This window comes from Streptomyces sp. NPDC088794 (genome assembly GCF_044750545.1).
Classification (GTDB): domain Bacteria; phylum Actinomycetota; class Actinomycetes; order Streptomycetales; family Streptomycetaceae; genus Streptomyces.
Genome location: NZ_JBIVKB010000002.1, coordinates 105,575 through 129,274, shown reverse-complemented (window position 1 = coordinate 129,274; position 23,700 = coordinate 105,575). Strand labels below are relative to the sequence as shown.

Annotated in this window: 26 protein-coding genes; 15 read left to right on the top strand and 11 right to left on the bottom strand. The window is 70.6% G+C overall.

The window, feature by feature from the left end; translation table 11 throughout:
- Positions 1 to 150: 150 nt before the first annotated feature.
- The gene (locus tag ACIP6U_RS05155) at positions 151 to 1,134 is read right to left on the bottom strand and encodes a heavy metal transporter (protein WP_401713212.1); all 984 of its coding nucleotides are present in this window, start codon (positions 1,132 to 1,134) and stop codon (positions 151 to 153) included.
- An 83-nt stretch (positions 1,135 to 1,217) separates the two neighbouring features.
- On the opposite strand from ACIP6U_RS05155, the gene dapE reads away from it, so the two are divergent.
- Positions 1,218 to 2,297: a succinyl-diaminopimelate desuccinylase gene (dapE, locus tag ACIP6U_RS05150; protein ID WP_401713210.1), complete on the top strand. Its 1,080-nt coding sequence runs from the start codon at positions 1,218 to 1,220 to the stop codon at positions 2,295 to 2,297.
- A 100-nt stretch (positions 2,298 to 2,397) separates the two neighbouring features.
- The gene (locus ACIP6U_RS05145; RefSeq protein WP_401713208.1) at positions 2,398 to 3,156 is read left to right on the top strand and encodes a TIGR00730 family Rossman fold protein; all 759 of its coding nucleotides are present in this window, start codon (positions 2,398 to 2,400) and stop codon (positions 3,154 to 3,156) included.
- Between the two features lie 121 nt (positions 3,157 to 3,277).
- On the opposite strand, the gene folP is transcribed toward ACIP6U_RS05145, so the two are convergent.
- A complete protein-coding gene (gene folP, locus ACIP6U_RS05140; protein ID WP_401713205.1) occupies positions 3,278 to 4,138 on the bottom strand; it encodes a dihydropteroate synthase in 861 nt (286 codons plus the stop codon).
- A 131-nt stretch (positions 4,139 to 4,269) separates the two neighbouring features.
- Between folP and ACIP6U_RS05135 the strand changes: the two genes are divergently transcribed.
- Positions 4,270 to 4,623 carry a DivIVA domain-containing protein gene (locus ACIP6U_RS05135; protein ID WP_401714396.1) on the top strand — a complete coding sequence of 118 codons (354 nt, stop codon included), beginning with the start codon at positions 4,270 to 4,272 and terminating at the stop codon, positions 4,621 to 4,623.
- Positions 4,620 to 5,207, top strand: coding sequence for a DNA-3-methyladenine glycosylase I (locus tag ACIP6U_RS05130; protein WP_401713202.1), 588 nt, complete (start codon positions 4,620 to 4,622; stop codon positions 5,205 to 5,207). The genes ACIP6U_RS05135 and ACIP6U_RS05130 overlap by 4 nt, the downstream gene beginning before the upstream one ends.
- 74 nt (positions 5,208 to 5,281) lie before the next feature.
- Here ACIP6U_RS05130 and ACIP6U_RS05125 read toward each other — a convergent pair whose 3' ends face one another.
- Complete coding sequence (locus ACIP6U_RS05125) at positions 5,282 to 6,085, bottom strand: enoyl-CoA hydratase/isomerase family protein (protein ID WP_401713199.1); 804 nt, start codon at positions 6,083 to 6,085, stop codon at positions 5,282 to 5,284.
- Positions 6,086 to 6,468: 383 nt separating this feature from the next.
- Here ACIP6U_RS05125 and ACIP6U_RS05120 point away from each other — a divergent pair, with 383 nt between their 5' ends.
- On the top strand, positions 6,469 to 6,636 hold the full coding sequence (locus ACIP6U_RS05120) for a DUF3117 domain-containing protein (RefSeq protein WP_003966491.1): 168 nt from the start codon (positions 6,469 to 6,471) through the stop codon (positions 6,634 to 6,636).
- Positions 6,637 to 6,715: 79 nt separating this feature from the next.
- Here ACIP6U_RS05120 and ACIP6U_RS05115 read toward each other — a convergent pair whose 3' ends face one another.
- Positions 6,716 to 7,348 carry an O-methyltransferase gene (locus ACIP6U_RS05115; protein ID WP_123997922.1) on the bottom strand — a complete coding sequence of 211 codons (633 nt, stop codon included), beginning with the start codon at positions 7,346 to 7,348 and terminating at the stop codon, positions 6,716 to 6,718.
- 313 nt (positions 7,349 to 7,661) lie between these two features.
- On the opposite strand from ACIP6U_RS05115, the gene sigE reads away from it, so the two are divergent.
- The 5 genes from sigE (at position 7,662) to ACIP6U_RS05090 (ending at position 12,695) form a co-directional block, all read left to right on the top strand.
- Positions 7,662 to 8,369 carry an RNA polymerase sigma factor SigE gene (sigE, locus tag ACIP6U_RS05110; protein ID WP_401714395.1) on the top strand — a complete coding sequence of 236 codons (708 nt, stop codon included), beginning with the start codon at positions 7,662 to 7,664 and terminating at the stop codon, positions 8,367 to 8,369.
- Positions 8,366 to 9,421 (top strand): anti-sigma factor family protein, encoded by a 1,056-nt coding sequence (locus ACIP6U_RS05105; RefSeq protein ID WP_401713197.1) that lies wholly within the window; start codon positions 8,366 to 8,368, stop codon positions 9,419 to 9,421. Before sigE ends, ACIP6U_RS05105 begins: the two co-directional genes overlap by 4 nt.
- Positions 9,422 to 9,556: 135 nt before the next feature.
- Complete coding sequence (locus ACIP6U_RS05100; RefSeq protein WP_401713195.1) at positions 9,557 to 11,122, top strand: trypsin-like peptidase domain-containing protein; 1,566 nt, start codon at positions 9,557 to 9,559, stop codon at positions 11,120 to 11,122.
- A 202-nt stretch (positions 11,123 to 11,324) separates the two neighbouring features.
- Complete coding sequence (locus tag ACIP6U_RS05095) at positions 11,325 to 11,786, top strand: sec-independent translocase (RefSeq protein WP_401713192.1); 462 nt, start codon at positions 11,325 to 11,327, stop codon at positions 11,784 to 11,786.
- Between the two features lie 237 nt (positions 11,787 to 12,023).
- The gene (locus tag ACIP6U_RS05090; protein WP_401713190.1) at positions 12,024 to 12,695 is read left to right on the top strand and encodes a hypothetical protein; all 672 of its coding nucleotides are present in this window, start codon (positions 12,024 to 12,026) and stop codon (positions 12,693 to 12,695) included.
- Positions 12,696 to 12,753: 58 nt separating this feature from the next.
- Here the strand turns inward: ACIP6U_RS05090 and ACIP6U_RS05085 are convergent, their stop codons facing one another.
- From ACIP6U_RS05085 to ACIP6U_RS05075, 3 genes are read right to left on the bottom strand one after another with little or no spacing between them, the layout of a single operon-like run.
- Positions 12,754 to 13,887 (bottom strand): Mrp/NBP35 family ATP-binding protein, encoded by a 1,134-nt coding sequence (locus ACIP6U_RS05085; protein WP_401713187.1) that lies wholly within the window; start codon positions 13,885 to 13,887, stop codon positions 12,754 to 12,756.
- Between the two features lie 43 nt (positions 13,888 to 13,930).
- Complete coding sequence (locus ACIP6U_RS05080) at positions 13,931 to 14,512, bottom strand: DUF1003 domain-containing protein (RefSeq protein WP_401713185.1); 582 nt, start codon at positions 14,510 to 14,512, stop codon at positions 13,931 to 13,933.
- A complete protein-coding gene (locus ACIP6U_RS05075; RefSeq protein ID WP_401713183.1) occupies positions 14,505 to 15,857 on the bottom strand; it encodes a magnesium transporter MgtE N-terminal domain-containing protein in 1,353 nt (450 codons plus the stop codon). Before ACIP6U_RS05075 ends, ACIP6U_RS05080 begins: the two co-directional genes overlap by 8 nt.
- 223 nt (positions 15,858 to 16,080) lie before the next feature.
- Here ACIP6U_RS05075 and ACIP6U_RS05070 point away from each other — a divergent pair, with 223 nt between their 5' ends.
- Positions 16,081 to 16,824, top strand: a complete 744-nt coding sequence (locus ACIP6U_RS05070) for a hypothetical protein (protein ID WP_401713180.1) — start codon at positions 16,081 to 16,083, stop codon at positions 16,822 to 16,824.
- Between the two features lie 47 nt (positions 16,825 to 16,871).
- On the opposite strand, the gene ACIP6U_RS05065 is transcribed toward ACIP6U_RS05070, so the two are convergent.
- On the bottom strand, positions 16,872 to 17,384 hold the full coding sequence (locus ACIP6U_RS05065; RefSeq protein ID WP_401714394.1) for a hypothetical protein: 513 nt from the start codon (positions 17,382 to 17,384) through the stop codon (positions 16,872 to 16,874).
- Between the two features lie 49 nt (positions 17,385 to 17,433).
- A complete protein-coding gene (locus ACIP6U_RS05060) occupies positions 17,434 to 18,549 on the bottom strand; it encodes a magnesium and cobalt transport protein CorA (protein ID WP_401713177.1) in 1,116 nt (371 codons plus the stop codon).
- A gap of 499 nt (positions 18,550 to 19,048) precedes the next feature.
- Here ACIP6U_RS05060 and ACIP6U_RS05055 point away from each other — a divergent pair, with 499 nt between their 5' ends.
- Positions 19,049 to 19,633 (top strand): suppressor of fused domain protein, encoded by a 585-nt coding sequence (locus tag ACIP6U_RS05055; protein WP_401713174.1) that lies wholly within the window; start codon positions 19,049 to 19,051, stop codon positions 19,631 to 19,633.
- Positions 19,634 to 19,663: 30 nt separating this feature from the next.
- Here the strand turns inward: ACIP6U_RS05055 and ACIP6U_RS05050 are convergent, their stop codons facing one another.
- Positions 19,664 to 20,902, bottom strand: coding sequence for an MFS transporter (locus ACIP6U_RS05050; protein ID WP_401713171.1), 1,239 nt, complete (start codon positions 20,900 to 20,902; stop codon positions 19,664 to 19,666).
- Positions 20,903 to 21,074: 172 nt separating this feature from the next.
- On the opposite strand from ACIP6U_RS05050, the gene ACIP6U_RS05045 reads away from it, so the two are divergent.
- From ACIP6U_RS05045 to ACIP6U_RS05035, 3 genes are all read left to right on the top strand, one after another.
- The gene (locus tag ACIP6U_RS05045; RefSeq protein WP_401713169.1) at positions 21,075 to 21,716 is read left to right on the top strand and encodes a DUF6758 family protein; all 642 of its coding nucleotides are present in this window, start codon (positions 21,075 to 21,077) and stop codon (positions 21,714 to 21,716) included.
- Between the two features lie 145 nt (positions 21,717 to 21,861).
- Positions 21,862 to 22,719 (top strand): PHP domain-containing protein, encoded by an 858-nt coding sequence (locus tag ACIP6U_RS05040; protein ID WP_401713166.1) that lies wholly within the window; start codon positions 21,862 to 21,864, stop codon positions 22,717 to 22,719.
- Between the two features lie 62 nt (positions 22,720 to 22,781).
- Entirely contained in the window at positions 22,782 to 23,387 is a 606-nt protein-coding gene (locus ACIP6U_RS05035; RefSeq protein WP_123997909.1) for a MarC family protein, read from the top strand.
- 82 nt (positions 23,388 to 23,469) lie between these two features.
- Here ACIP6U_RS05035 and ACIP6U_RS05030 read toward each other — a convergent pair whose 3' ends face one another.
- The gene (locus ACIP6U_RS05030; protein ID WP_019058373.1) at positions 23,470 to 23,622 is read right to left on the bottom strand and encodes a hypothetical protein; all 153 of its coding nucleotides are present in this window, start codon (positions 23,620 to 23,622) and stop codon (positions 23,470 to 23,472) included.
- Positions 23,623 to 23,700: the final 78 nt, after the last annotated feature.

Sequence of the window (23,700 nt, the reverse complement as noted above, 5' to 3'; positions counted from 1 at the left end):
GGGCAAAGAGTGCCTGGTCCGAAAGTGTGCCGAATCCTTACAGCCCTTTGTTCTCAAGGGATTTCGCGGTTTCGGGAGTGACTGCGCGAAAACCTGCGCACACCCTGCCGCGAAGGGCCCGCGGCTGACCCTCGCGGGTGATCACTCGCACTACTGCCCGGTGACGATCCGCACCGCGTTCGCGGACTGCTTCGCCGCGTCGGCGTCCTGCGTACCCGTCGTACGCCACTTGCTGTCGGTGTTCCCCGCGCTCCACTCGCGTCCGCCGTAGGACACGCGCTCGATGTGCAGCGCGGAGGCGTTGGCCACGGCCCAGTGGGCCAGCTGCCAGCCGCGCTCGCGCACGTCACGGCCCTTGCCCGCGCCGGTGTCCTTGGTCACCGGCAGCGTGACGGTCCGCGAACCCGGCGTCGCGCTCACCGTCGGTGTGGGGGTGGGCGTCGAGGCGTCGCTCACCTCGGCGGCGGCCGGTTGCAGCGCGTCCCGCCCGAAGTCCCGTACCAGCGCGGCCCGTACGGCGTCCGGACCCGCCTCGGTCACGGTGGTGGGGTCCGGGCGGCCCTGGCAGGTCAGCGTGGCCGGCGAGGAGCCGGTGAGGGCGGCGGCCAGCAGCGTCGCGTCCGGCTCGTGCTTGGCGTACGCCTCCGGGAAGCCGCTGCGCTGCACGCGCTGCGCGGCCACGGTCAGCGGCAGCTCGGTGTAGTCGGGCACCTTGGCCAGGTGCTCGTAGAAGATGCCCGCCGCGTACGTCGGGTCCAGGATCTCCTTCTCGGTGCCCCAGCCCTGCGAGGGACGCTGCTGGAACAGGCCGAGTGAATCCCGGTCGCCGTGCTGGATGTTGCGCAGGCCGGACTCCTGGATCGAGGTCGCCAGCGCGATGGCCACGGCCCGCTCGGGCATGCCGCGTCCGGTGCCGACGGCGGCGATCGTCGCCGCGTTCACCGCCTGCTCCGGCGTGAACTCGTACGCCGCTTCACCGCCCTTGCCGGAGACGACCTCGCAGCCCGGGCCTCTGCCTCCCGTCTCGTACTGCACGACGAGATATCCCGCTACACCGAGCAGGACCACGAAGGCCGCGGAGAAGCGGAGGAAGCGACCACGACGCTTGGGGGAGTGAGGTGACGGCTCTGGCACGCGTACAAGGTAGCGGAGGCCGCTGTGACTGCCGAGCCGGGTGTGGACGGAGTTCGCGACCTCGGCGCGTTAGGGTCGACGGCATGGCCGACACCCCCCTTGACCTCACGCTGGACGCCGCCCTGTTGACCGCACAGCTCGTCGACTTCCCCTCGGAGAGCGGCACCGAGAAGCCGCTCGCGGACGCGATCGAGGCCGCCCTGCGCGCGCTTCCGCACCTGACGGTCGACCGGTTCGGCAACAACGTGATCGCCCGCACGAACCTGGGCCGCGCGGAGCGCGTCATCCTGGCCGGCCACATCGACACCGTCCCGATCGCCGACAACGTCCCCTCCCGCCTCGACGACGAGGGCGTCCTGTGGGGCTGCGGCACCTGCGACATGAAGTCCGGGGTGGCGGTCCAACTCCGCATCGCGGCAACGGTCCCCGCCCCCAACCGGGACATCTCCTTCATCTTCTACGACAACGAAGAGGTCGCCGCCGAGCTGAACGGCCTGCGCCATGTCGCCGAGGCCCACCCGGACTGGCTGGAGGGCGACTTCGCGGTCCTGCTCGAACCGTCCGACGGCGAGGTCGAGGGCGGCTGCCAGGGCACCCTGCGCGTGCTCCTGAAGACCAAGGGCGAACGGGCCCACTCGGCACGCTCCTGGATGGGCTCGAACGCGATCCACGCGGCGTCCCCGATCCTCGCCCGCCTCGCCGCGTACGAGCCCCGCTACCCGGTCATCGACGGTCTGGAGTACAGGGAGGGCCTGAACGCGGTCGGCATCTCCGGCGGGGTCGCCGGGAACGTCATCCCCGACGCGTGCGTGGTGACGGTCAACTTCCGCTACGCGCCCGACCGTACGGAGGAGGAGGCGATCGCCCACGTGCGCGAGGTGTTCGCGGACTGCGGGGTCGAGGAGTTCGTGGTCGACGACCACAGCGGCGGCGCGCTGCCCGGCCTCTCCCACCCGGCCGCGGTCGCCTTCATCGAGGCGGTCGGCGGCGAGCCCCGGCCCAAGTACGGCTGGACGGACGTCTCCCGCTTCTCCGCGCTCGGCGTCCCTGCGGTCAACTACGGCCCCGGGAACCCGCACTTGGCGCACAAGCGGGATGAAAGGGTCGAAACGGCAAAGATCTTGGCGGGCGAGGAGCGGCTGAAGGCGTGGCTCTCGGCCTGATTCGAGGCGGCGCTCCGTGGCGGACATGCCGACGTCCCCCGTCTGTAACCAGCGGAGATCTACGCTGAGGTGGAAACACCTGCAAGCGGAGGGAGCGCACATGGCTACCGGGAACCCCGAGGGCAAGAAGCAGCCACCGGAGGAGCAGCGCCTGGGGCCGGTACTCCGGCGGCGTGACCAGGTGACGGCGAGCACGACCGACCAGCGCCTGCTGGACGCGGGCGGCCCCTCGGACTGGGTCCACACCGACCCCTGGCGGGTGCTGCGCATCCAGTCGGAGTTCATCGAGGGCTTCGGCACGCTCGCCGAACTCCCGCCCGCGATCAGCGTGTTCGGCTCGGCGCGGACCAAGACGGACTCGCCGGAGTACGAGGCGGGCGTACGGCTCGGCCGGGCGCTGGTGGAGGCGGGCTGGGCGGTGATCACCGGCGGCGGCCCCGGCGCCATGGAGGCGGCCAACAAGGGCGCGGGCGAGGCCAAGGGCGTCTCGGTCGGCCTCGGCATCGAGCTGCCCTTCGAGCAGGGCCTCAACCCCTACGTCGACATCGGCCTCAACTTCCGGTACTTCTTCGTCCGCAAGATGATGTTCGTCAAGTACGCCCAGGGCTTCGTGGTCCTCCCCGGCGGCCTCGGCACCCTCGACGAACTCTTCGAGGCCCTCACCCTCGTCCAGACCCAGAAGGTCACCCGCTTCCCGATCGTCCTCTTCGGGAGTGAGTACTGGGGCGGCTTGGTCGACTGGCTCCGCAACACCCTGGTAGCCCAAGGCAAGGCCTCGGAGAAGGACCTCCTCCTGTTCCACGTGACGGACGACGTGGACGAGGCGGTGGCGTTGGTGTCCAAGGAGGCGGGCCGTTAGGCGCGGCGCTTTGAGATGTCGGAGGGGCTGATCTTTCAGCCCCTCCGGCGTTTGAGGAGCGGGGTCTGGGGCGGAGCCCCAGAAGGATGGGACGGGTAGGGGCGGCGGGGGCGAGGAACCCTTACGCCAAGCCCCGACGGGCGACCGCCGGCGGACGCCGCCCCGCGATCGACGCCACCATGTCCAGCACCTGCCGCGTCTCCGCCACCTCGTGCACCCGATACACCTGCGCCCCCAGCCACGCCGACACCGCCGTCGTCGCCAGCGTCCCCACCACCCGCTCCTTCAGCGGCTTGTCCAACGTCTCGCCCACGAAGTCCTTGTTGGACAGCGACACCAGAACGGGCCACCCGGTCTCGACCATCTCCCCAAGACGCCGCGTCGCCTCCAGGCCGTGCCGCGTGCTCTTGCCGAAGTCGTGCCCCGGATCGATCATGATCGACTCCCGAGGCACCCCCAACCCGGCCGCCCGCTCCGCGAGCCCGACGGTCACCCGCAGAATGTCGGCCATGACATCGTCGTACGCCACCCGATGCGGCCGAGTCCGAGGCTCCGCCCCACCCGCGTGCGTACACACAAGCCCCACCCCATACCGCGCCGCGACCTCCGCGAGCCGCGCGTCGACCCCACCCCACGCGTCGTTCAGCAGATCCGCCCCGGCCTCGCACACGGCCGCCCCGACATCCGCCCGCCAGGTGTCCACGCTGATCACGACGTCCGGGAACCGCCGCCGCACCTCCGCCACGAACCCGACGGTCCGCCGCGCCTCCTCCTCGGCCGTCACCTCTTCGCCCGGGCCGGCCTTGACCCCGCCGATGTCGATGATCGCCGCGCCCTCGGCCACGGCCTGCTCCACGCGTGCGAGGGCGGGCTCGTCGAGGAACGTCGCCCCTTGGTCGTAGAAGGAGTCCGGGGTCCGGTTCACGATCGCCATGATCACCGGCTCGTGCGCCTCGAATTCGCGCCTGCCCAGCCTGAGCATCCCCTGTGACCTCTCCTAGTACGAGCCCGTCTTCGGCCGCCTGCGACCCTAACCGTCAGACCCGCATGGCACGATCGGACCCTGACACATTCAGCTTCCGAACATCGAGTTTGGGGACCACAGCGATGGTTATGTTCTTGTTCCTGGTCGTCGCCCTGGCCGTCGTGGTGGCCGCGGTGACGCTGGCCGTGGTGGGCGGGGGAGAGAGCGACGGCCCGCTGCCCGAGGTGGCCCCCGAGCGGCTCCAGGACCCGCTGCCGCCGGACCGCCCGGTCACCCGCGCGGACGTGGACGAACTCCGCTTCCCCCTCGCCGCCCGCGGCTACCGCATGGCGGACGTCGACGACGCCCTGAACCGCGTCGCCGCCGAACTCGCGGAGCGCGACGCGCGCATCGCCGACCTGGAGTCCGCGCTGGCGGGCGCCCGGGCCGGTGCCCACATCTCCATGGAGAAGCCCGCGCACGGCCCGGGGGAGCAGCAGTGAGCGACGGCACCGCCCTCGCCGGCCCGGACGGCGCGCTGCGCTGCCCCTGGGCGCTGTCCACCGAGGACTACGTGGCGTACCACGACGAGGAGTGGGGCCGCCCGGTCCACGGCGACCAGGCCCTCTTCGAGCGGGTCAGCCTGGAGGCCTTCCAGTCCGGCCTCTCCTGGATCACGATCCTGCGCCGCCGCCCGGGCTTCCGTGCCGCCTTCGCCGACTTCAAGATCGAGGCCGTCGCCGCCTTCACCGACGAGGACCGCGAACGCCTTCTGGCCGACGCGGGCATCATCCGCAATCGGGCCAAGATCGACGCGACCATCGCCAACGCGCGCGTGCTCGTCGACTGGGCCCCGGGCGACCTGGACACCCTCATCTGGTCCCACGCCCCGGACCCCGCCACCCGTCCGGCCCCCAGGACGCTGGCGGATGTCCCGGCCGTCACCCCGGAGTCGACGGCCCTGTCGAAGGACCTCAAGAAGCGCGGCCTGCGCTTCGTGGGCCCGACGACGGCGTACGCGCTGATGCAGGCGTGCGGCCTGGTGGACGACCACCTGGCGGACTGCGCGGCCAGAGGCGACCGGTAACCGGTAGGAGTCCTTCCGAAGGCCGACACGCCCGGCGGTAACCCCGTGTCGGCCCTGCCCGCCCCGGTACGGGCCTACCGGCCCAGGTACTTCGGCGTCTCCTTGTTCACGAAGGCCTGCACCGCGATCGCGTGGTCCTCGGACTGCCCGGCCCGCGTCTGCAGCTCGTCCTCCTTGTCCAGGGTCTCCGTCAGGGAGTGGGAGAGCCCGTAGGCCACCGCCTCCTTGATCGCCGCGTACGCCACCGTCGGTCCGACGGCGAGCGCGCGGGCCACCTTCTCGGCCTCGGCCCGCAGCTCGCCGGCGGGAACGACCCGGTTCGCGATCCCCAGCTCGTAGGCGTCCTGGGCGCTGATGCTGCGCGGGAAGAGCAGCAGATCGGCGGCGCGGCCGGGGCCCACCACGCGCGGCAGCGTCCACGAGATCCCGGAGTCCGCCGTCAGGGCCACCCCGGCGAACGAGGTGTTGAAGGCCGCCGTGTCCGCCACCACCCGGTAGTCGGCGGCGAGCGCGAACCCGAGGCCGGCGCCCGCCGCGACCCCGTTCACCCCCGCCACCACGGGCTTCGGCATCTGCGTCAGCGCCCGCACGATCGGGTTGTAGTGCTCCTTCACCGTGGTCATGGTCTGCCCGGAGCCGGTCTCGCGGTCCGACGCCAGCAGCGTGATGTGCTCCTTGAGATCCTGCCCGACGCAGAACGCCCGGTCGCCGGCGGACGTCAGCAGCACCGCGCGCACGGCGTCGGCGGCCGCTGCGGACTCGACCGCCTCGCGCAGGGCCACCTTCGTCGCGATGTTCAGCGCGTTCATCGCCTCGGGGCGGTTCAGCGTGATCGTCGCGAGTCCGTCGCCCACCTCGTAGAGCACGGTGTCGGCCATGGTGATGTCCCCTCCGGTGTCGCGGCTCGGGCGTACCGTCCGGTACGCCCCTGTCCGAAGGACAGCATGGCGGAGATCACCGTCCGGGGACCGGAGCGGTCGTGTGACCTGCGTCAAAGAAATCTCGACGGATTCCGGTCCGCGGAAGTCCGTGCGGCGGCGGAGTATCGCAGTCACATCGCCGAATTGAGTGGTTTTGCTCGCGCGCGTTGCCCAAGCGATGCCGACTGATGTTGGTCATCGGGTCCTGAGATGCGGGATAATGGCCTGGAAGCAATGTGTTCGATGCCGGTGTCGTGCGTCCCAGTCACTCGCTGTGGCCACGCGTGCCCTCTTGGGCCGTCGGCTTTGACGATGAGCTGGTTTCAGGAAGGGGAACGAGCATGGCGGCCATGAAGCCGCGAACGGGCGATGGCCCGCTCGAGGTGACCAAGGAGGGGCGGGGCATCGTCATGCGCGTTCCGCTCGAAGGCGGCGGTCGACTCGTCGTCGAGCTGACCCCTGACGAGGCCGACGCGCTCGGCGACGCCCTCAAGAAGGTCGTCGGCTGACGCGCACGCGACCAGACCCGTCACTGCCCCGGCATCGTCTTCGATGCCGGGGCAGTTGTTTGTCCGTCTTCCTGTTCCGTCAGCGCTTGACCGCGCACAGCAGGCCGTCGCCCACCGGCAGCAGCGACGGCACCAGCTCCTGGCTCTCGCGCACCGCACGCAGCAGCTCGCGCAGCCGCAGGACCTCGGTGGGCTGCGGGCCCGAGTCGACCGTGCGGCCGTTGGCGAAGACGCCCTCGAAGACCACCAGCCCCCCCGGACGGAGCAGGCGCAACGATTCAGCGAGGTAGTCGAGGAACTCCAGCCGGTCGCCGTCGCAGAAGACCAGGTCGTAGCCGGCGTCCGCGAGCCGGGGCAGCACGTCGAGGGCACGGCCCGGGATGAAGCGGGCGCGGTTGCTGGCGAAACCGGAGGCGCGGAAGGCCTGGCGGGCGAAACTCTGGTGCTCGGGCTCGGGGTCCACGGTGGTCAGCACGCCGTCCGCGCGCATGCCGTGCAGCAGATGGACACCGGAGACACCGGTGCCGGTGCCGATCTCCGCGACCGCCTTCGCGTCCACGGAGGCGGCCAGCAGACGCAGTGCGGAGCCCGTGCCGGGCGACACCGAGCGCAGCCCCGCCTCACGGGCCCGGTCCCGGGCCCAGCGCAGCACTTCGTCCTCGGCGACGTAGGCGTCGGAGAACGCCCAGCTCGTCTGCCGGTTGCCGGTAATGACCCTCTCCTGTCCCCGTGGTTGCCTGGGCGTGACTGTATCCGCTGGCGTCGGGAACCCGCAGATGGGACCAGGCGTTTAGAGGGGTGGAAGAAGGAGCGGGGGGACACAGTTGGATCACGAAGACGAGCAGGGGGACGAGCGGGGCCTCGAGCAACTGCTGACGCAGCCGCCCGAGCCACGCCGGTCCTCATCAAATTCTCGTAAAACCGCTTATCCGGAGCTAACGGGCGAGGTGGCTATGGTAGGGGCTCCACTGGACACCACCAGAGCCGACAGGGGAGGTGCGGCTGCGCCTATGGATCGGGGAGGAGTGCTGCGGCGCTTCCTCGGATCGGCGGGCAGGCCGAAATCCGTGAACGACACCGCTGCTGACCCCAGCCACGCCGCTGACCAGACCCAGACCGCGACTTTCTCCACCGACGCGGACGGGCAGGCGTGGACTCCGCCCACGTGGGAGGAGATCGTCAGCACCCACAGCGGCCGTGTGTACCGGCTCGCGTACCGCCTGACAGGTAACCAGCACGACGCCGAGGACCTCACGCAAGAGGTCTTCGTCCGCGTCTTCCGCTCCCTGTCCACCTACACGCCCGGCACCTTCGAGGGCTGGCTGCACCGCATCACCACCAACCTCTTCCTCGACATGGTCCGCCGCAAGCAGCGCATCCGTTTCGACGCGCTGGGCGAGGACGCGGCCGAGCGACTGCCCAGCCGTGAGCCCTCGCCCCAGCAGGTCTTCAACGACGCGCACTTCGACGCGGACGTCCAGCAGGCCCTCGACACCCTCGCCCCGGAGTTCCGCGCCGCGGTCGTCCTGTGCGACATCGAAGGACTGTCGTACGAGGAGATCGCCGCGACCCTCGGGGTCAAGCTCGGCACCGTCCGCTCCCGGATCCATCGTGGCCGTTCCCAGCTGCGCAAGGCCCTGGCGCACCGTTCGCCGGAGGCCAGGGCGGCCGAGCGCCGTTCCTCTTTCGTGCCACGGGTGCCCGCACTGGGGGGAGGGGGCGCGACCGCGTGAGTGGATCACGACCCAGCCCCGCCGAGGGGCGCTTTTCCGAGCAGCACCTGGGAGACCGACTCTCCGCCCTGGTGGACGGAGAGCTCGGTCATGAGTCGCGCGAGCGCGTCCTCGCCCACCTGGCCACCTGCGCCAAGTGCAAGGCCGAGGCCGACGCCCAGCGACGCCTGAAGAACGTGTTCGCGGAGGCGGCGCCCCCGCCGCCCTCCGAGAGCTTCCTGGCCCGTCTCCAGGGGCTCCCCGGGGGAGGTGACACGGACGGCGGTGGCTCGCCGTTCGGCGGGGGCGGATTCTCCGACGGCTTCGCCGCCCGCCCCACCGCCGGAGCCGGAGCAGGCGCCGGGACCTCCGGAGTCTTCGGACTGAGGCGCGCCGAGCGCTTCGAGTTCGGCTACGTGCCGGCCCGTCCGCACACCCCGGCAGCCGGACCCGGCCCGCTCCCCATGCCCGCGGCGGCCGACCGAGGGTTCCGCATACACGACGTCAGCCGGCACGACGCCGAGCGCTCCGCCTCGCGCGGAATGCGGTTCGCGTTCGTCGCCGCCGGCGCGGTGTCGCTGGCCGCGATCGCGCTCGGTGGCGTCACCAGCGGCGTCCCGACCGACACCGCGGACGCCCGCGGCGGCACCGGCACGGGCAGCAACGTGACGCCGATGCGCACGCAGGGCACGGGAGCCGCGACGGCGCCCGAGTCCCAGCGGCGCCGTGGCGCCGTCGGCCCCCTGCTCGCACAGGGCCAGAGCCAGCGCACGCTCGGCGCCCCGGTCGCCCCGACCTCGGTGTCCGCGCCCCTGCTGCCCGGCGTACCGAGCCCCGCGGTCGCCGGACGCGAGGAGACCATGCACACGCTGGCCACGCCCGTGGTGTCCGGTGTCGCGGCCATGTCCCCGCTGATACGTCCGCTCGGCACCACCTCGCCGTTCGCCCTGACCTCGTGGTCCACCACGCCGGAGGTCACGGCCCCCGGCAGCCTGCTCGCCGCACCCGTCCCCGACACGACCTCAGCTCCTTCCTCCCCCACCTCCCCCACCTCTCCGCGCACGGCCCGCTGACCGGCCCCTGCGCCACGGCTCGCGAACCTGGTTGAATCCTGTGAGGGCCGCGCCCTGTACAGGCAGTCGGGCGCGGAGTCGACGAACCGCGACCGCCGACGACGAGCCGTGTCGCGGTCAGCTGTGGGGAGAGCAGTGAACGAGGGGAAGCCGACGAAGGCGAAGTGGTGGAATCGTCCACACCCGCAGGACCCTTCGGGGGCGGCGGGGACGGACGGTTCCACCGACGGTGATGTCGAGTTGGCGCGGCCCGCTTCCGCGGAAGGCGACTTCGAGTTGGCGCGGCCGGCTTCCGCGGAGGGTGACTTCGAGTTGAGGCACCCGGAGAGCGTGCCGCTGACAGAGGAACCGGACGCGTCTTCCCCGCAGGTTCCCGACGAGCGTCCCGAACCCCTGCACGCCCCCGACCCCTTCAGCACCCCGCCCTACGGCGAGCCGGGCCCCTGGGCCTCCGCTCCACCGGTCCAGCAGCCACTCCCCGCCCCTTCCCCCGCGCCCGTGTCCACCCCCTGGCAGAACTACGACCCCTGGGCCGCCCCGGCCGCCCCCCTCCAGCAGACCGGCGCGGCCATCGACGGAGTCGCCTCGAGGCGTCGGCGCCTGCGGCGGGCCCTGGTCGGCGGGGCCGTGGCGCTCGCGCTGCTCTCCGGCGGTGTCGGGGGTGCCATCGGGGCGTATCTGGAGCGCAACGGCGGTGTGGGGGGCGTACAGCTGCCGCAGGCCGGCAAGGAGCCGGTCGGGCGGGCCGCGGACAGTGTGGCCGGGATCGCCGCGCGGGCCCTGCCCAGCGTGGTCACCCTGCATGTGACCGGTTCCGAGGAGTCCGGCACCGGCACCGGGTTCGTGCTCGACGACCTCGGGCACATCCTCACCAACAACCACGTCGTCGAACCCGCCGGTGCCTCCGGCGAGATATCGGTGACCTTCAACAGCGGGGACACCGCCAAGGCCACCGTCGTGGGACGGGACAGCGGATACGACCTCGCCGTGGTGAAGGTGAGCGGCGTGCGCGGGCTCAGCCCCCTGCCGCTGGGCAACTCCGACAACGTCCAGGTCGGCGACCCCGTCGTCGCCATCGGCGCCCCCTTCGACCTGGAGGGCACCGTCACCTCCGGCATCATCAGCGCCAAGTCACGGCCCATCACGGCCGGCGACAGCGTCGACGGCAGCGACGTGTCGTACGTGGACGCCCTGCAGACCGATGCGCCGATCAACCCCGGGAACTCCGGCGGACCGCTGCTCGACTCGCGGGCCCGGGTCATCGGCATCAACTCCGCGATCCGTTCCGCCGACGACGGCTCGGACTCCGGCGGCGGCCAGGCCGGTTCCATCGGGCTCGGCTTCGCCATCCCCGTCAACCAGGCCAAGCGCGTCGCCGAGGAACTGATCAACACCGGCAAGGCGACCCACCCGGTCATCGGCGTCACCCTCGACATGGACTACACCGGCGACGGCGCCCGGGTGGGCACCAAGGGCAGCGGCGGCAGCCCCGCCGTCAACGCGGGCGGCCCCGGCGACAAGGCCGGCATCAAGGCCGGCGACGTCATCACCGAGGTCGACGGTCAGCGCGTCCACTCCGGCGAGGAGCTGATCGTCAAGACCCGGGCCCACCGTCCCGGCGACCGGCTGGAGCTGACCGTGCGGCGCGACGGCAAGGAGCTGACGATCTCGCTGGTGCTCGGATCCTCCGACGGCGACTGAACCCCGTACCGACCGAACCTCGTACCGACCGATTCCCGACAGCAACTGACAGGAACCTCACACGTGAGGTCACGACCCCTGGTCCACAAGGCAAACAACCGGGAAAACCGGCATGCGGGCGCACTCGGAGCGCTCGGGACAGTACCGGTCGAAGCGGATCGCCGGGTACCGTGGATCCGGCCCGGACCACAAGGAGCATCAGGTGTTCAATGACATAGGACCGCTGGAGCTGGTGACGCTCGTTGTCCTCGCCGTGCTCGTCTTCGGTCCGGACAAGCTCCCCAAGGTCATCCAGGACGTCATGCGGACGGTGCGCAAGATCCGCGAGTTCTCGGAGAGCGCCAAGGAGGACATCCGGCAGGAACTCGGCCCGGAGTTCAAGGACTTCGAGCTAGAGGACCTCAACCCCAAGACGTTCATCCGCAAGCAGCTGGACAATGACGAACTGGGGCTCAAGGAGATCCGCAACGGCTTCAACCTGAAGAAGGAGATGGCCGAGGTCACGGACGCGGTGCAGAGCCGCGACGCCGACCGGTCGGACTCCTCCGGTTCCGCCTCCTCGTCCGGTTCGGCGGGCTCGTCCGGTGCCTCCGGCGGTCGTATCGACATGACCAAGAAGTCCGAGGACGACGACCGTCCGCCCTTCGACGCGGACGCCACCTGAGCCGTACGAACACGGCCGTTCACCTGCGTCGTACGTGACGCGTTTCATACCCGGTGGGGCCTTCGCGCGCCCTGAACCGGCCTCCTGAGCGACCCACGCGCCCGGCGGTTTCCCGGTTGCCCGCGGCGGGGTGGCTATGCTGCCGAGTTGTTGTGCGGGCCGGCGGCGAACAAGCAACGCCGCCCGAAGGGGGGCGGGCCGCTTCGGCCCGACGAGAACGAGGAGGCGTCCGGGCACATGGAGACGACGAGTCAGGCGGTCGCACAGGCGCCGGCCGCGGAGGGTGGACAACAGGTCCCCTCCGCCCGGCGCACGGTCGACGGCTACCTGCAGGCGCCCTTCCCGTGGTACGGCCTCGACGAGGCCTTCACGGGGCCGCGCTGGTTGATGCAGGTCGGTACGGCGGCCGACGGGGCCGTCGAGCACGGGTCGATCGGGCACGGTGACGAGCCCTCGGTCAAGAACGAGTACGCGGTGGGCTCCGCCGGTGAGCCGAAGGAGAAGTTCGCGGTCGTCGTCACCGTCGCCGCGAGTCCGTCCCGGCGGAGTGCGGACGGGACGGGATTGCTGGAGGCCACGTCGGTCTCCTCGGCGGCCTGGCTCGCCGGCGTGGGGCTGCTGTCCTTCACCTGGCCCGGTCAGATGGACCACTCGCTGCGGGACGACTGGCTGGACCAGCAGACGGAGACCGCGTGGGCCCTGGCGGACGATCTCGCCGGGTCCGACTGGTCGTCCCTGTCCCTGCCGGTGGACGGCGTCCCGACGCCCTTCCACTACCGGGAGTCGGAGTTCGGCTGGGTCCTCGCCGGGTCCACTCAGGCGGGGGTCCACGTGGGCGCCTACGGGCGGGGCATGAGCGCGTACGGGCTCGGCTTCGCGATGATCAAGGACATCTCGGCCTACGCCTAGTCGGGAGTACGACGATGGGGTGCCCTCCTGCCCGGAGGGCACCCCATCGTCGTACTGCTCAGAACTTGTTCTTCGGTGTGATCCCCAGGGACAGTCCCGAAAGGCCGCGCTGCCTGCCGCCCAGCTTGCCCGCGATCGCCCGCAGGGCCGCGCCCGCCGGGGAGTCCGGGTCCGTCAGGACGACCGGTTTGCCCTCGTCGCCGCCCTCGCGGAGGCGGACGTCGATCGGGATGGAGCCGAGGACGGAGACCGAGGCGCCGGTCGTGCGCGTGAGGCCGTCGGCCACCGACTGGCCGCCGCCCGAGCCGAAGACGTCGACCATCTCGCCGCAGTGCGGACAGGGCAGGCCGGACATGTTCTCGACGACGCCGACGATCTTCTGGTGGGTCTGTACGGCGATCGAGCCGGCCCGCTCGGCGACCTCGGCCGCCGCCTGCTGCGGGGTCGTGACGACCAGGATCTCGGCGTTGGGCACCAGCTGGGCGACCGAGATGGCGATGTCGCCGGTGCCCGGCGGGAGGTCCAGGAGCAGGACGTCCAGGTCGCCCCAGTAGACGTCCGAGAGGAACTGCTGGAGCGCGCGGTGCAGCATCGGGCCGCGCCACACCACCGGCGCGTTGCCCGGGGTGAACATGCCGATGGAGATGACCTTCACGCCGTTCGCCGACGGCGGCATGATCATGTTCTCGACCTGGGTCGGACGCCCCTCGGCGCCCAGCATGCGGGGCACGCTGTGGCCGTAGATGTCGGCGTCGACGACGCCCACCTTGAGGCCGTCGGCCGCCATCGCCGCCGCCAGGTTCACCGTCACCGAGGACTTGCCGACCCCGCCCTTGCCGGACGCCACCGCGTAGACCCGGGTGAGGTTGCCGGGCTTGGCGAAGGGGACCTCGCGCTCGGTCTGGCCACCGCGCAGGGCGGTCGCGAGTTCCTTGCGCTGCTCGTCGCTCATCACGTCGAGGGTCACGTCGACGCGGCTGACCCCGTCGACCGCGGCGACCGCATCGGTCACGCGTTGCGTGATCGTCTCCCGCATCGGGCAGCCGGAGACCGTGAGGTACACGGTGACCGCGACCGCTCCGTCCGCGTCGATCTCCACGGACTTGACCATCCCGAGCTCGGTGATGGGCCGGTTGATCTCGGGGTCGTTCACCGTCGCCAGTGCCTGGCGCACCGCGTCTTCGCTAGCCATAGGGTCGATGGTACGGCGCCGACGGGGCCCTTCGGCCAGCCCCTCAACGGTCGTCTGCGTCACGCCCCGCGGACCGTTCTGCCGGGAATACGACGTGTCCGTCCCGCCGACCCTCTATCTCCTTGACGAGGTCCTGCAGCTCGGAGCGGATCCAGTCGCGGGTCGCCACCTCGCCGAGGCCGATGCGCAGCGCCGCGATCTCGCGGGTCAGGTACTCGGTGTCGGCGATGGACCGCTCGTTCTGCTTGCGGTCCTGTTCGAGGTTGACCCGGTCGCGGTCGTCCTGCCGGTTCTGCGCGAGCAGGATCAGCGGGGCCGCGTAGGAGGCCTGCAACGACAGCATCAACGTCAGGAAGATGAACGGGTAGTTGTCGAAGCGCAGATCCCGCGGCGCGAAGATGTTCCACAGCACCCACGCGATGATGACGACCGTCATCCAGACGATGAACCGCCCGGTGCCCAGGAACCGTGCGATGCGCTCCGAGAACCGTCCGAAGGCCTCCGGGTCCCACTCGGGCAGGAGCCGGCGCCGCGCCGGCCGGGGCTGGTCCAGCCGGGCCCTCGCGCGCGTGCTCGCCGTCGCCCCCGCCGGGGTGCGCTCGCGGCCGTTCTCACGCTCAGCCATGCGCCGTCGCCTCCTCCCCTTCGATCGGTTCGTCGCGTCCATCGGGTTCGTCGGATTCGTCGGGCTCCTCGGATTCCTCGGTCTCGTCGAGGTGGAACTCGGTCTCCCGCCAGTCCTCGGGCAGCATGTGGTCGAGTACGTCGTCCACGGTCACCGCGCCCAGCAGCGACCCGGCCTCGTCGACCACGGGCGCCGCGACCATGTCGTACGTGGCGAAGAACCCGGCGACGACGGGCAGCGCGGCCTTCGGGTCGAGGGTCTGGAGGCTGTCGTCGAGGATCGAGCTGACCAGCGTGTAGGGCGGGTCGCGCAGCAGGCGCTGGAAGTGGACCGTGCCGAGGTACTTGCCGGTCGGGGTGTCGTCGGGCGGGCGGCAGACGTAGACCTGGGCGGCGAGCGCGGGGGAGAGGTCGGCGTTGCGCACGCGCGCGAGGGCGTCGGCGACGGTCGCGTCGGGCCGCAGCACGATCGGCTCGGTCGTCATCAGACCGCCGGCCGTGTGCTCCTCGTAGGACATCAGGCGCCGCATGTCGGCCGCGTCGGAGGGCTCCATCAGGTTCAGCAGCCGTTCCTGGTCCTCCTCCGGCAGCTCGCCGAGCAGGTCGGCCGCGTCGTCCGGGTCCATCGCCTCCAGGACGTCGGCGGCGCGCTCCTCCTTCAGCTTGCCGAGGATCTCGATCTGGTCGTCCTCCGGCAGCTCCTCGAGGACGTCGGCCAGGCGGTCGTCGTCGAGGGCGGCGGCGACCTCGGCCCGCCGCTTGGGGGCGAGATGGTGCAGGACGTTGGCGAGGTCGGCCGCGCGCAGCTGCTCGAAGGTGGCCAGGAGGCTCTCGGCGCCCTGTCCGTGCTCCTCCAGGGAGAAGCCGGTGACCGCGGACCACTCCACCGTCAGCGTCTCGCCCCTGGCCCGCCTGAAGGCGCCGCCCTTCTTCCCCTTGCGCACGAAGACGCGGCCGACCTCCCAGTCCCGGCGGGCCGGCAACTGCTGCACCGACAGATCGAGGACGGTCACCTCCTCGCCGGTCTCGGCGAGCGTGACCCGCCGGTCGAGGAGCTCACCGAACACGAGGCGCTCGGTGGGCCGTTGCTCGAAGCGGCGGACGTTGAGCACGCCGGTGGAGATGACCTGGCCGGACTCGATGCCGGTGACCCGGGTCATGGGCAGGAAGATCCGGCGGCGCGTGGTCAGTTCGACGACCAGGCCGAGCACGCGCGGGGGGCGCCGGGCCACGCGCAGCATGACGACGACATCGCGGACCCGGCCCACCTGGTCGCCGTTGGGGTCGAAGACGGGAACGCCCGCGAGATGCGAGACGAAGATCCGGGAAGGGGCGCCCGCTGCCATGAACGCGCCTCCTTTTCTTCCTGTTTCCTACGGGTGTTCCGCATGGTTTCCTACGGGTGTTTCGTACGGTGTTCCTTTTCCGAATTGCCCGCTCGGACGGCCTTCAGGCTAGCCCGTCCCGATCGGGTCCGCCCTGGTAGGGGGTCCGGACGGACCGGCTCCGTTCGGTCCGCGCGGCCCCGGTACGCTGCCTCCGTCCCGCGACAGAAAGGCAGCCCCAGCCGTGACCGTGATTGCCCAGGGCCGTACCCGCAGAGTCGCGCTGGTGAGCGCGGTGTGCGCGCTGGTGGTGACGGGGACCGGGTTGCTCACGGGGTGCAGCGAGGATCCGGACGCGGGTACGAACGGGGTCGGCAAGCTGCCGGCCGCCACGATCCAGTCCAAGTCCAAGGCGGCCGCCGACTCCGCCACGGCGGTGCGGCTTGCCGGGAACGTCGTCACCAACGGGCGGACGTACACGCTCGACATGCGGCTGTCGGCCGACGGCGGCACCGGCTCGGTCACCTCGAAGGGGGTGGCCTTCGGGCTGCTGCGCGTCGGTGAGCAGCTGTACCTGAAGGCCGACGCGGCGTTCTGGAACCAGGCCGACGGCGGCTCGGACGCGGGCGCCGCGAGTTCGCTCGACGGCAAGTACGTGAAGGTGCCCAAGGGTGACCCCTCCTACCAGAAGTTCAGTGGCTTCACCGAGAAGGACGTCCTCCTCGACGGACTGCTGACGCTGCACGGCACGCTCGCGACGGACGGTCACCACGAGCAGTCGGGCACCCGCACCATCCGCATCACCGGCGACGAGGGCTCAGGCGGCACGCTGGACGTCTCCCTGAAGGGCGAGCCCTACCCCCTCCGCCTGCAACGCGCCGGCGGCGCGGGCACCCTCACCTTCTCGGCCTGGGGCCAACAGTTCCCCCTGGCCGAACCGAAGGACGACGAAACGGTGGACTACGGCAAGCAGCTGCCGACGTCGTAGCGGGACCGAACTCGCCCTCGCCGTCGGCCACTTCCGCGTACTGACCGCTACTTCCGTCGCCGTTTACGGAACAGCAGCCGCGGCAGCCCCGCCGGAGCCGGCTGACGCGTGGTCGCCGGTGAAGGCAGCGGCGCCTGCGCCAGATCCCCGTCGGGCAACGGCGCCACAGCCCCCGTAGGAACCAGGCGGAGCACCCGGCACTCGCGCGCCCAACGCTCCGGCATCGCCTCGCCGTCGGGGGCGTTGAGCCGCTTGCCCTTCAGCTCGGCGACCGTCGCCTGCCACGCCTCGGAGTCCGGGGCGAGTTCGACGACCTGCGCCGACCAGGAGACCAGCCGGCCGCCCTTGTCCTTGCTGCGCACGGTGACGTCGGCGGAGCCGCCGTCGGTCAGCCCCGGCAGCGGCTGCTCGCCGGGACCGTCGCCGACCAGACAGGCCGCGCCCTCGTGCCAGACGTGCCACAGGGCGCGCGCCGGGACGCCGGGACCGTTGACCCAGACAAGGCCGGACTTCTTCGTGGCCTCCTCGACGAGGGCCTGGTCGAGCAGCTCGCTTGGCATCGGCTCCGCGGTCATGGGCGCAGCCTATCCAGCGCCGCTCCCGGCACCCTCACAGCCAGCCGTTGCGCTTGAGAGTGCGGTGGATGACCAGACAGACGCCCACGATGAAGGTCATCACCATCGGGTACCCGTACCGCCAGTGCAGCTCGGGCATGTGCTCGAAGTTCATGCCGTACACGCCGCACACCATCGTCGGTACGGCGATGATCGCGGCCCACGCGGTGATCTTCCGCATGTCCTCGTTCTGCGCGACGGACGCCTGCGCGAGGTTGGCCTGGAGGATCGAGTTGAGCAACTCGTCGAAGCCGATGACCTGTTCCTGGACGCGGGCGAGGTGGTCGGCGACGTCCCGGAAGTACTTCTGGATGTCCGGGTCGACCAGCCGCATCGGCCGCTCGCTCAGCAGCTGCATGGGCCGCAGCAGGGGCGACACCGCGCGCTTGAACTCCAGTACCTCACGCTTGAGTTGGTAGATCCGGGCCGAGTCGACACCGCGCGAGATACCGCCGCGCCCCGGCGAGAAGACCTCGGTCTCGACCTCGTCGATGTCGTCCTGCACGGCGTCGGCGACCGCGACATAGCCGTCGACGACGTGGTCGGCGATCGAGTGCAGCACGGCCGAGGGGCCCTTGGCGAGCAGCTCGGGGTCGTCCTGCAACCGGTGTCGCAGCGCGCGCAACGAGCCCTGGCCGCCGTGCCGGACGGTGATGAAGAAGTCCCGTCCGGTGAAGCACATGACCTCGCCGGTCTCCACCACCTCGCTGTTGGCGGTGAGTCGGTCGTGCTCGACGTAGTGGATGGTCTTGAAGACGGTGAACAGGGAGTCGTCGTAGCGCTCCAGCTTGGGGCGCTGGTGGGCCTGGACGGCGTCCTCCACGGCCAGCGGGTGCAGCCCGAACTCGCTTGCGATACCGGCGAATTCGGCCTCGGTCGGCTCGTGCAGACCGATCCACACGAAGCCCCCGTCGCGGCGCACCTGCCGCATCGCCTCGTGCGGAGTGCACGGCGTCGGCGTCACGACGCGGGTGCCGTCGCGGTAGACGGCGCAGTCGACGACGGCCGACGGAGTGCCGGGGTCACGGGTGGTGTCGTACGCGCCGGTGTCCTTGCGCAGCGAGGGACGCGACGGGCGTACTGCGGCACGCAGGTCACGGATCATCGACATGGCAGGCTCCTTCGTGACAGGCAACAAAGGGCGGCGGCGACGGGTGGAACTACCCGGAATGGGGACGTCCTGACTGCGGGTGTGTTTGGCACGTCCACAAAGCGGGGAGCACCGCATCGTCGCGGCAGCGGAGCTTCGTTGCTGGATCAGCTACTGCTTCAGATCAGACAGATCACAGAGATCAGGCAAAACGGAATGAAGTGCTCTTCCGTGCAAGGACGCGAGTGTGAGAGGCGGCGGTTGCCGGAGTCACAGCAGCTGCATCAGCGGGCGGAAGAACGAGTGGTACTGCACGGTCGACTTCGATCCATGACAGCCCCACCTCCTCCGGCCGGTCCCTCGTAAGGGAGTCTCAATCCCTCGAAAGGGAGTGGTGTCGGCGTCGGGACCTGATCGCGACGCTCAAGCGTGCTGCCCCGAACCACCGGGCAAGACTAGCAGTGACCCGAAGTGTCAAGCCGCCGCTTTGCCCGGTACTGACGAGTTCTATGCTCGCGACATGGTTGATGTTCTTCCTCTGGTCGATGCCCGGTTGCGCACCGCGCTGGGCGAGCCGGACGCGCGCGCGGCGGTCACCTTCCTCGGCACGGACCGCGTCGAGGTGCTGCGCTTCCAGGAGGGCGACATCGTCCGCTACGCCACGCTCGGCATGTCCGCGCAGCCGATGAGCGACCCCGCCGCGATGCTCGCCGACCCGGTCGCGGGACCGCGCGCCGAACTCGTCCTCTCCGTCCGCGCCGGACTCGCCGAGACGGACAAGGCGCTCCGCCCGCTCGCCGTTCTCGCCGCGTCTCCGCAGGTGGAGGGCGTGGTCGTGGCCCCGGGCGCCTCCCTCGACGTGGGAGAGCCGCTGTGGCCCGGCGCCCCGTTCACCTCGGTCCTGGTGGCCGAGCCGGGCGGACTGGTCGAGGACCTCGAACTGGACGCCCCCCTCGACCCGGTCCGCTTCCTGCCGCTGCTCCCGATGACCCCGAACGAGGCGGCCTGGAAACGTGTCCACGGCGCCCAGGCCCTCCAGGAGCGCTGGCTGACGAACGGGACGGACCTGCGGGATCCGTCCCGCAGGTCCGTCCCGCTGGAGTGAGCAAGCTCACCGGGCGGTGGCCGAAAAGCTTCAGTTGGCAAAGACCGTGACACTGTCCTCGACCGCGTGCCGCGTCTCCAGCTCCGCCGCCTCGTGCGTGAGCGCCTTGCGCCGTACGACGACCACGACCGCGCCCAGCAACGCCGTGACCGCCGCGACCACGAACGGGATGTGGATGTCGCTCCACTCCTCGATCTTCGGCGCGAAGAACGGCGCCGCCGCTGCCGCGAACCACCGGACGAAGTTGTAGCCCGCGCTCGCCACCGGCCGCGGCGCGTCCGAGACACCGAGCGCCAGCTCCGTATAGACGGTGTTGTTCACGCCGATGAAGGCGCCGGACAGGATCGTGCAGACGACGGCCGTGGTGTGGTCGCCGTAGCCGAGGACCAGGACGTCCGCCGCGAGCAGCACCAGCGAACCGCCGAGCACCTTCAGCGAACCGAACCGCTCCTGCAGCCGCGGTGCCACGAACACGGAGAAGACGGCGAGCAGGACGCCCCAGGCGAAGAACACCGCCCCCGACTTGTACGGGGTCATGTCCAGCACGAACGGGGTGAAGGCCAGCACGGTGAAGAACGTGTAGTTGTAGAAGAAGGACGAGGCCGCCGCGGAGGCGAGTCCACCGTGGCCGAGCGCCTTGATCGGGTCGAGGATCGAGGTCCTCGTCGTCGGCTTCGGCTGTTCCTTCAGGAACACCGTGATGCACAGGAAGCCGATCGCCATCAGGAACGCGGTGCCGAAGAACGGGTAGCGCCAGCTGGCGTCGCCGAGCAGCGCGCCGAGGAGCGGGCCGCACGCCATGCCGAGGCCGAGCGCCGACTCGTACAGCAGGATCGCCGCGGAGCTGCCGCCCGCCGCCGCGCCGACGATGACGGCGAGGGCCGTCGAGACGAAGAGCGCGTTGCCCAGACCCCAGCCCGCGCGGAAGCCGACGAGTTCGGCGACGGAGTTCGAGGTGCCCGCGAGACCGGCGAAGACGACCACCAGCGCGAGCCCGAGCAGCAGGGTCTTGCGGCCGCCGATGCGGCTGGAGACGAAGCCGGTGACCAGCATCGCGACGGCGGTGATCAGGAAGTACGAGGTGAAGAGCAGGGAGACCTGACTGGCCGTGGCGTCCAGGCCCTTGGCGATGGACGGCAGGATCGGGTCGACGAGTCCGATGCCCATGAAGGCGACCACGGACGCGCCGGCCGTCGCCCATACGGACCTGGGCTGTCGCAGGATGCTGGTCGCTCCCGCGTCGAATGGGTCGTCCATGCGGTCGTGCATGCTTCCTCCACCTCTCTCGCTGCTCTCCGACTGGGAGATAGTTGGTATATGCACATAGTAAGTTAGGTGGGCTAATTAATGCAAGCTACATGTACTTCCGCTCGGTAAGGCTTCCGTCCGGACGGGTGATCGTCCTTGACGTGCGCGAGCGAGGGTAGGACCGTGGGGCCCTATGAGGGGCGAACCCAGTTGCCCGAAGTGTGGTGGCCGGGTCAGGGCTCCCGGACTCTTCGCCGATTCCTGGCAGTGCGATCTGCACGGGACCGTGCATCCGCTGCAGCCCGTGATCCCGCCCAGCGTCGAGGCCCTCGAAGTCGTCGTGCACCGCACGCAGGTGCCGGTGTGGATGCCGTGGCCGCTGCCGGTCGGCTGGCTGTTCACGGGCGTGGCCTGCGCGGGCGACGACCGCAGCGGGGGCCGTGCGACGGCCGTGGCGTGCTCCGGTCCCGGCCCGCTCGGCGGGATCGGGGAGCTGATCCTGGTCGCCGAGGAACTGGGTGTCGGCCTCGGCGCGCGGTACGCGGGGATCGACGGACCGGACCCAGGGCCGTACATGAACGTGGAGAAGCCGCCGCAGGCGAAGGTGCTCGCGGCCGGGCGGCCGACGCCGCTCTGGCATGTCGCCGGTGCCTCCGACGACCGGGCCGTGTTCGCGGGTGAGGCGCTCGGGCTGTGGCTGTGGGCCGTGGTGTGGCCCGAGCAGTCGGGGTTGTTGATGTACGACGAGCTGGTGCTCACGGATCTGCGGGACGCGGGGGCGGAGGTGGAGCTGGTGCCCTGCGGGGCGCTGGCGCCGCGCCTGCTTCAGCCGTAGCGCCTACTGGGGTCGGGGTTCTGTTTTTGGGGCGGGTGCGGGTCGTGTCGGGCCGGCCGCGCGGTTCCCCGCGCCCCTGGGTCGGTCGGCGTAGCCGTTAGTCTTGGGCGGTCCCCTTTTCCGTCACCCCGCTGGAGTTCGCGTAGTGCGTATCGATCTGCACGCCCACTCCACCGCCTCCGACGGTACGGACACCCCCGCCGAGCTGGTGCTCAATGCCGCCGACGCCGGTCTTGACGTCGTCGCGCTGACCGATCACGACACCACGCGCGGGTACGCCGAGGCGATCGCCGCGCTGCCGGAGGGGCTCACGCTCGTCACCGGGGCCGAGCTGTCCTGTCGTATCGACGGGGTGTCCATGCATCTGCTGGCGTACCTCTTCGATCCGCAGGAGCCGGCGCTGCTCGCCGAGCGGGAGTTGGTGCGGGACGACCGGGTGCCGCGGGCCCGGGCGATGGTGGCGCGGCTTCAGGAGTCCGGGGTGCCGGTGACCTGGGAGCAGGTGGCGCGGATCGCCGGGGACGGGTCGGTCGGACGGCCGCATGTCGCGACCGCGCTGGTCGAGCTGGGCGTGGTGGCGACGGTGGACGAGGCGTTCACGCAGCAGTGGCTCGCCGACGGCGGCCGGGCCTACGTCCCCAAGCACGAGACCGACCCCTTCGAGGCGATCCGGCTGGTCAAGGCCGCCGGCGGTGTCACCGTGTTCGCGCATCCGGGCGCCAGCAAGCGCGGTCGTACCGTGCCGGAGTCCGCGATCGCCGAGCTGGCCGTCGCGGGGCTCGACGGCATCGAGGTCGACCACATGGACCACGACCTGGAGACGCGGGCGCGGCTGCGGGGGCTGGCCAAGGAGCTGGGGCTGCTCACCACCGGGTCCAGCGACTACCACGGCAGCCGCAAGACGTGCGTGCTCGGCGAGTACGTCACGGATCCCGAGGTGTACGGGGAGATCACGCGGCGTGCGACGGGGGCGTTCCCGGTGCCGGGGACCGGCGGGGCCTGACACCCACGCCCAGTCGTCCACTTCCCCCTTTCCCGTTTCTCTCGCAAGGCCTGTGCTCACCCATGTTCGATGTCGCCGTCTTCGGCTCCCTCTTTTTGACCCTGTTCGTCATCATGGATCCCCCTGGGATCACCCCGATCTTCCTCGCCCTGACCGCCGGCCGCCCCGGCAAGGTGCAGAAGCGGATGGCCTTCCAGGCCGTCTGCGTCGCCGGAGGCGTGATCACCGTCTTCGGGCTGCTCGGGCACCAGATCCTCGACTATCTGCATGTCTCCGTGCCCGCGCTGATGATCGCGGGCGGGCTGCTGCTTCTGCTGATCGCCCTCGATCTGCTCACCGGCAAGACCGACGAGCCGAAGCAGACCAAGGACGTCAACGTCGCGCTCGTACCGCTGGGCATGCCGCTGCTGGCCGGACCCGGGGCGATCGTGTCCGTCATCCTGGCCGTGCAGAAGGCCGACGGAGTCGCCTCGCAGGTGTCGGTGTGGGCGGCGATCCTCGCGATCCACGTCGTGCTGTGGGTGGTGATGCGGTACTCGCTGCTGATCATCCGGGTCATCAAGGACGGCGGCGTGGTGCTCGTGACGCGGCTCGCCGGGATGATGCTCTCCGCGATCGCCGTGCAGCAGATCATCAACGGGATCACGCAGGTGATCAAGGGCGCCTGAGGCGTTCGTATACGCAGAGGCCCTGTACGGCATCGGTGCCGTACAGGGCCTCTGAAGTGTGGTTGAGGGGTCCGCGTAAGTGTTACGAGGCCTTGGTCTCGGCGGGGCGGATCCACAGACGCTGTCCTATGGCGGCGGCCTGTTGCACGATCCGGTTGACGGAGGCGGCGTCCACGACGGTGCTGTCCACGGTGGTGCCGTCGACCTCGTCGAGACGCATGATTTCGAAGCGCATGGCTTCTCCCTTCGTCTGGTCATCCTCCTGAGGAGAACTACTCGGTTACTGATGTAGTCAACGGGATGCGTGTTACAA

Bases quoted from the DNA above. Each gene is read 5' to 3' on its own strand.
- dapE (WP_401713210.1), top strand. From the start codon at position 1,218: ATGGCCGACACCCCCCTTGACCTCACGCTGGACGCCGCCCTGTTGACC.
- ACIP6U_RS05145 (WP_401713208.1), top strand. From the start codon at position 2,398: ATGGCTACCGGGAACCCCGAGGGCAAGAAGCAGCCACCGGAGGAGCAG.
- folP (WP_401713205.1), bottom strand. From the start codon at position 4,138: ATGCTCAGGCTGGGCAGGCGCGAATTCGAGGCGCACGAGCCGGTGATC.
- ACIP6U_RS05135 (WP_401714396.1), top strand. From the start codon at position 4,270: ATGTTCTTGTTCCTGGTCGTCGCCCTGGCCGTCGTGGTGGCCGCGGTG.
- ACIP6U_RS05125 (WP_401713199.1), bottom strand. From the start codon at position 6,085: ATGGCCGACACCGTGCTCTACGAGGTGGGCGACGGACTCGCGACGATC.
- ACIP6U_RS05120 (WP_003966491.1), top strand. From the start codon at position 6,469: ATGGCGGCCATGAAGCCGCGAACGGGCGATGGCCCGCTCGAGGTGACC.
- ACIP6U_RS05090 (WP_401713190.1), top strand. From the start codon at position 12,024: ATGGAGACGACGAGTCAGGCGGTCGCACAGGCGCCGGCCGCGGAGGGT.
- ACIP6U_RS05085 (WP_401713187.1), bottom strand. From the start codon at position 13,887: ATGGCTAGCGAAGACGCGGTGCGCCAGGCACTGGCGACGGTGAACGAC.
- ACIP6U_RS05080 (WP_401713185.1), bottom strand. From the start codon at position 14,512: ATGGCTGAGCGTGAGAACGGCCGCGAGCGCACCCCGGCGGGGGCGACG.
- ACIP6U_RS05075 (WP_401713183.1), bottom strand. From the start codon at position 15,857: ATGGCAGCGGGCGCCCCTTCCCGGATCTTCGTCTCGCATCTCGCGGGC.
- ACIP6U_RS05065 (WP_401714394.1), bottom strand. From the start codon at position 17,384: ATGCCAAGCGAGCTGCTCGACCAGGCCCTCGTCGAGGAGGCCACGAAG.
- ACIP6U_RS05060 (WP_401713177.1), bottom strand. From the start codon at position 18,549: ATGTCGATGATCCGTGACCTGCGTGCCGCAGTACGCCCGTCGCGTCCC.
- ACIP6U_RS05055 (WP_401713174.1), top strand. From the start codon at position 19,049: ATGGTTGATGTTCTTCCTCTGGTCGATGCCCGGTTGCGCACCGCGCTG.
- ACIP6U_RS05050 (WP_401713171.1), bottom strand. From the start codon at position 20,902: ATGCACGACCGCATGGACGACCCATTCGACGCGGGAGCGACCAGCATC.
- ACIP6U_RS05045 (WP_401713169.1), top strand. From the start codon at position 21,075: ATGAGGGGCGAACCCAGTTGCCCGAAGTGTGGTGGCCGGGTCAGGGCT.
- ACIP6U_RS05035 (WP_123997909.1), top strand. From the start codon at position 22,782: ATGTTCGATGTCGCCGTCTTCGGCTCCCTCTTTTTGACCCTGTTCGTC.
- ACIP6U_RS05030 (WP_019058373.1), bottom strand. From the start codon at position 23,622: ATGCGCTTCGAAATCATGCGTCTCGACGAGGTCGACGGCACCACCGTG.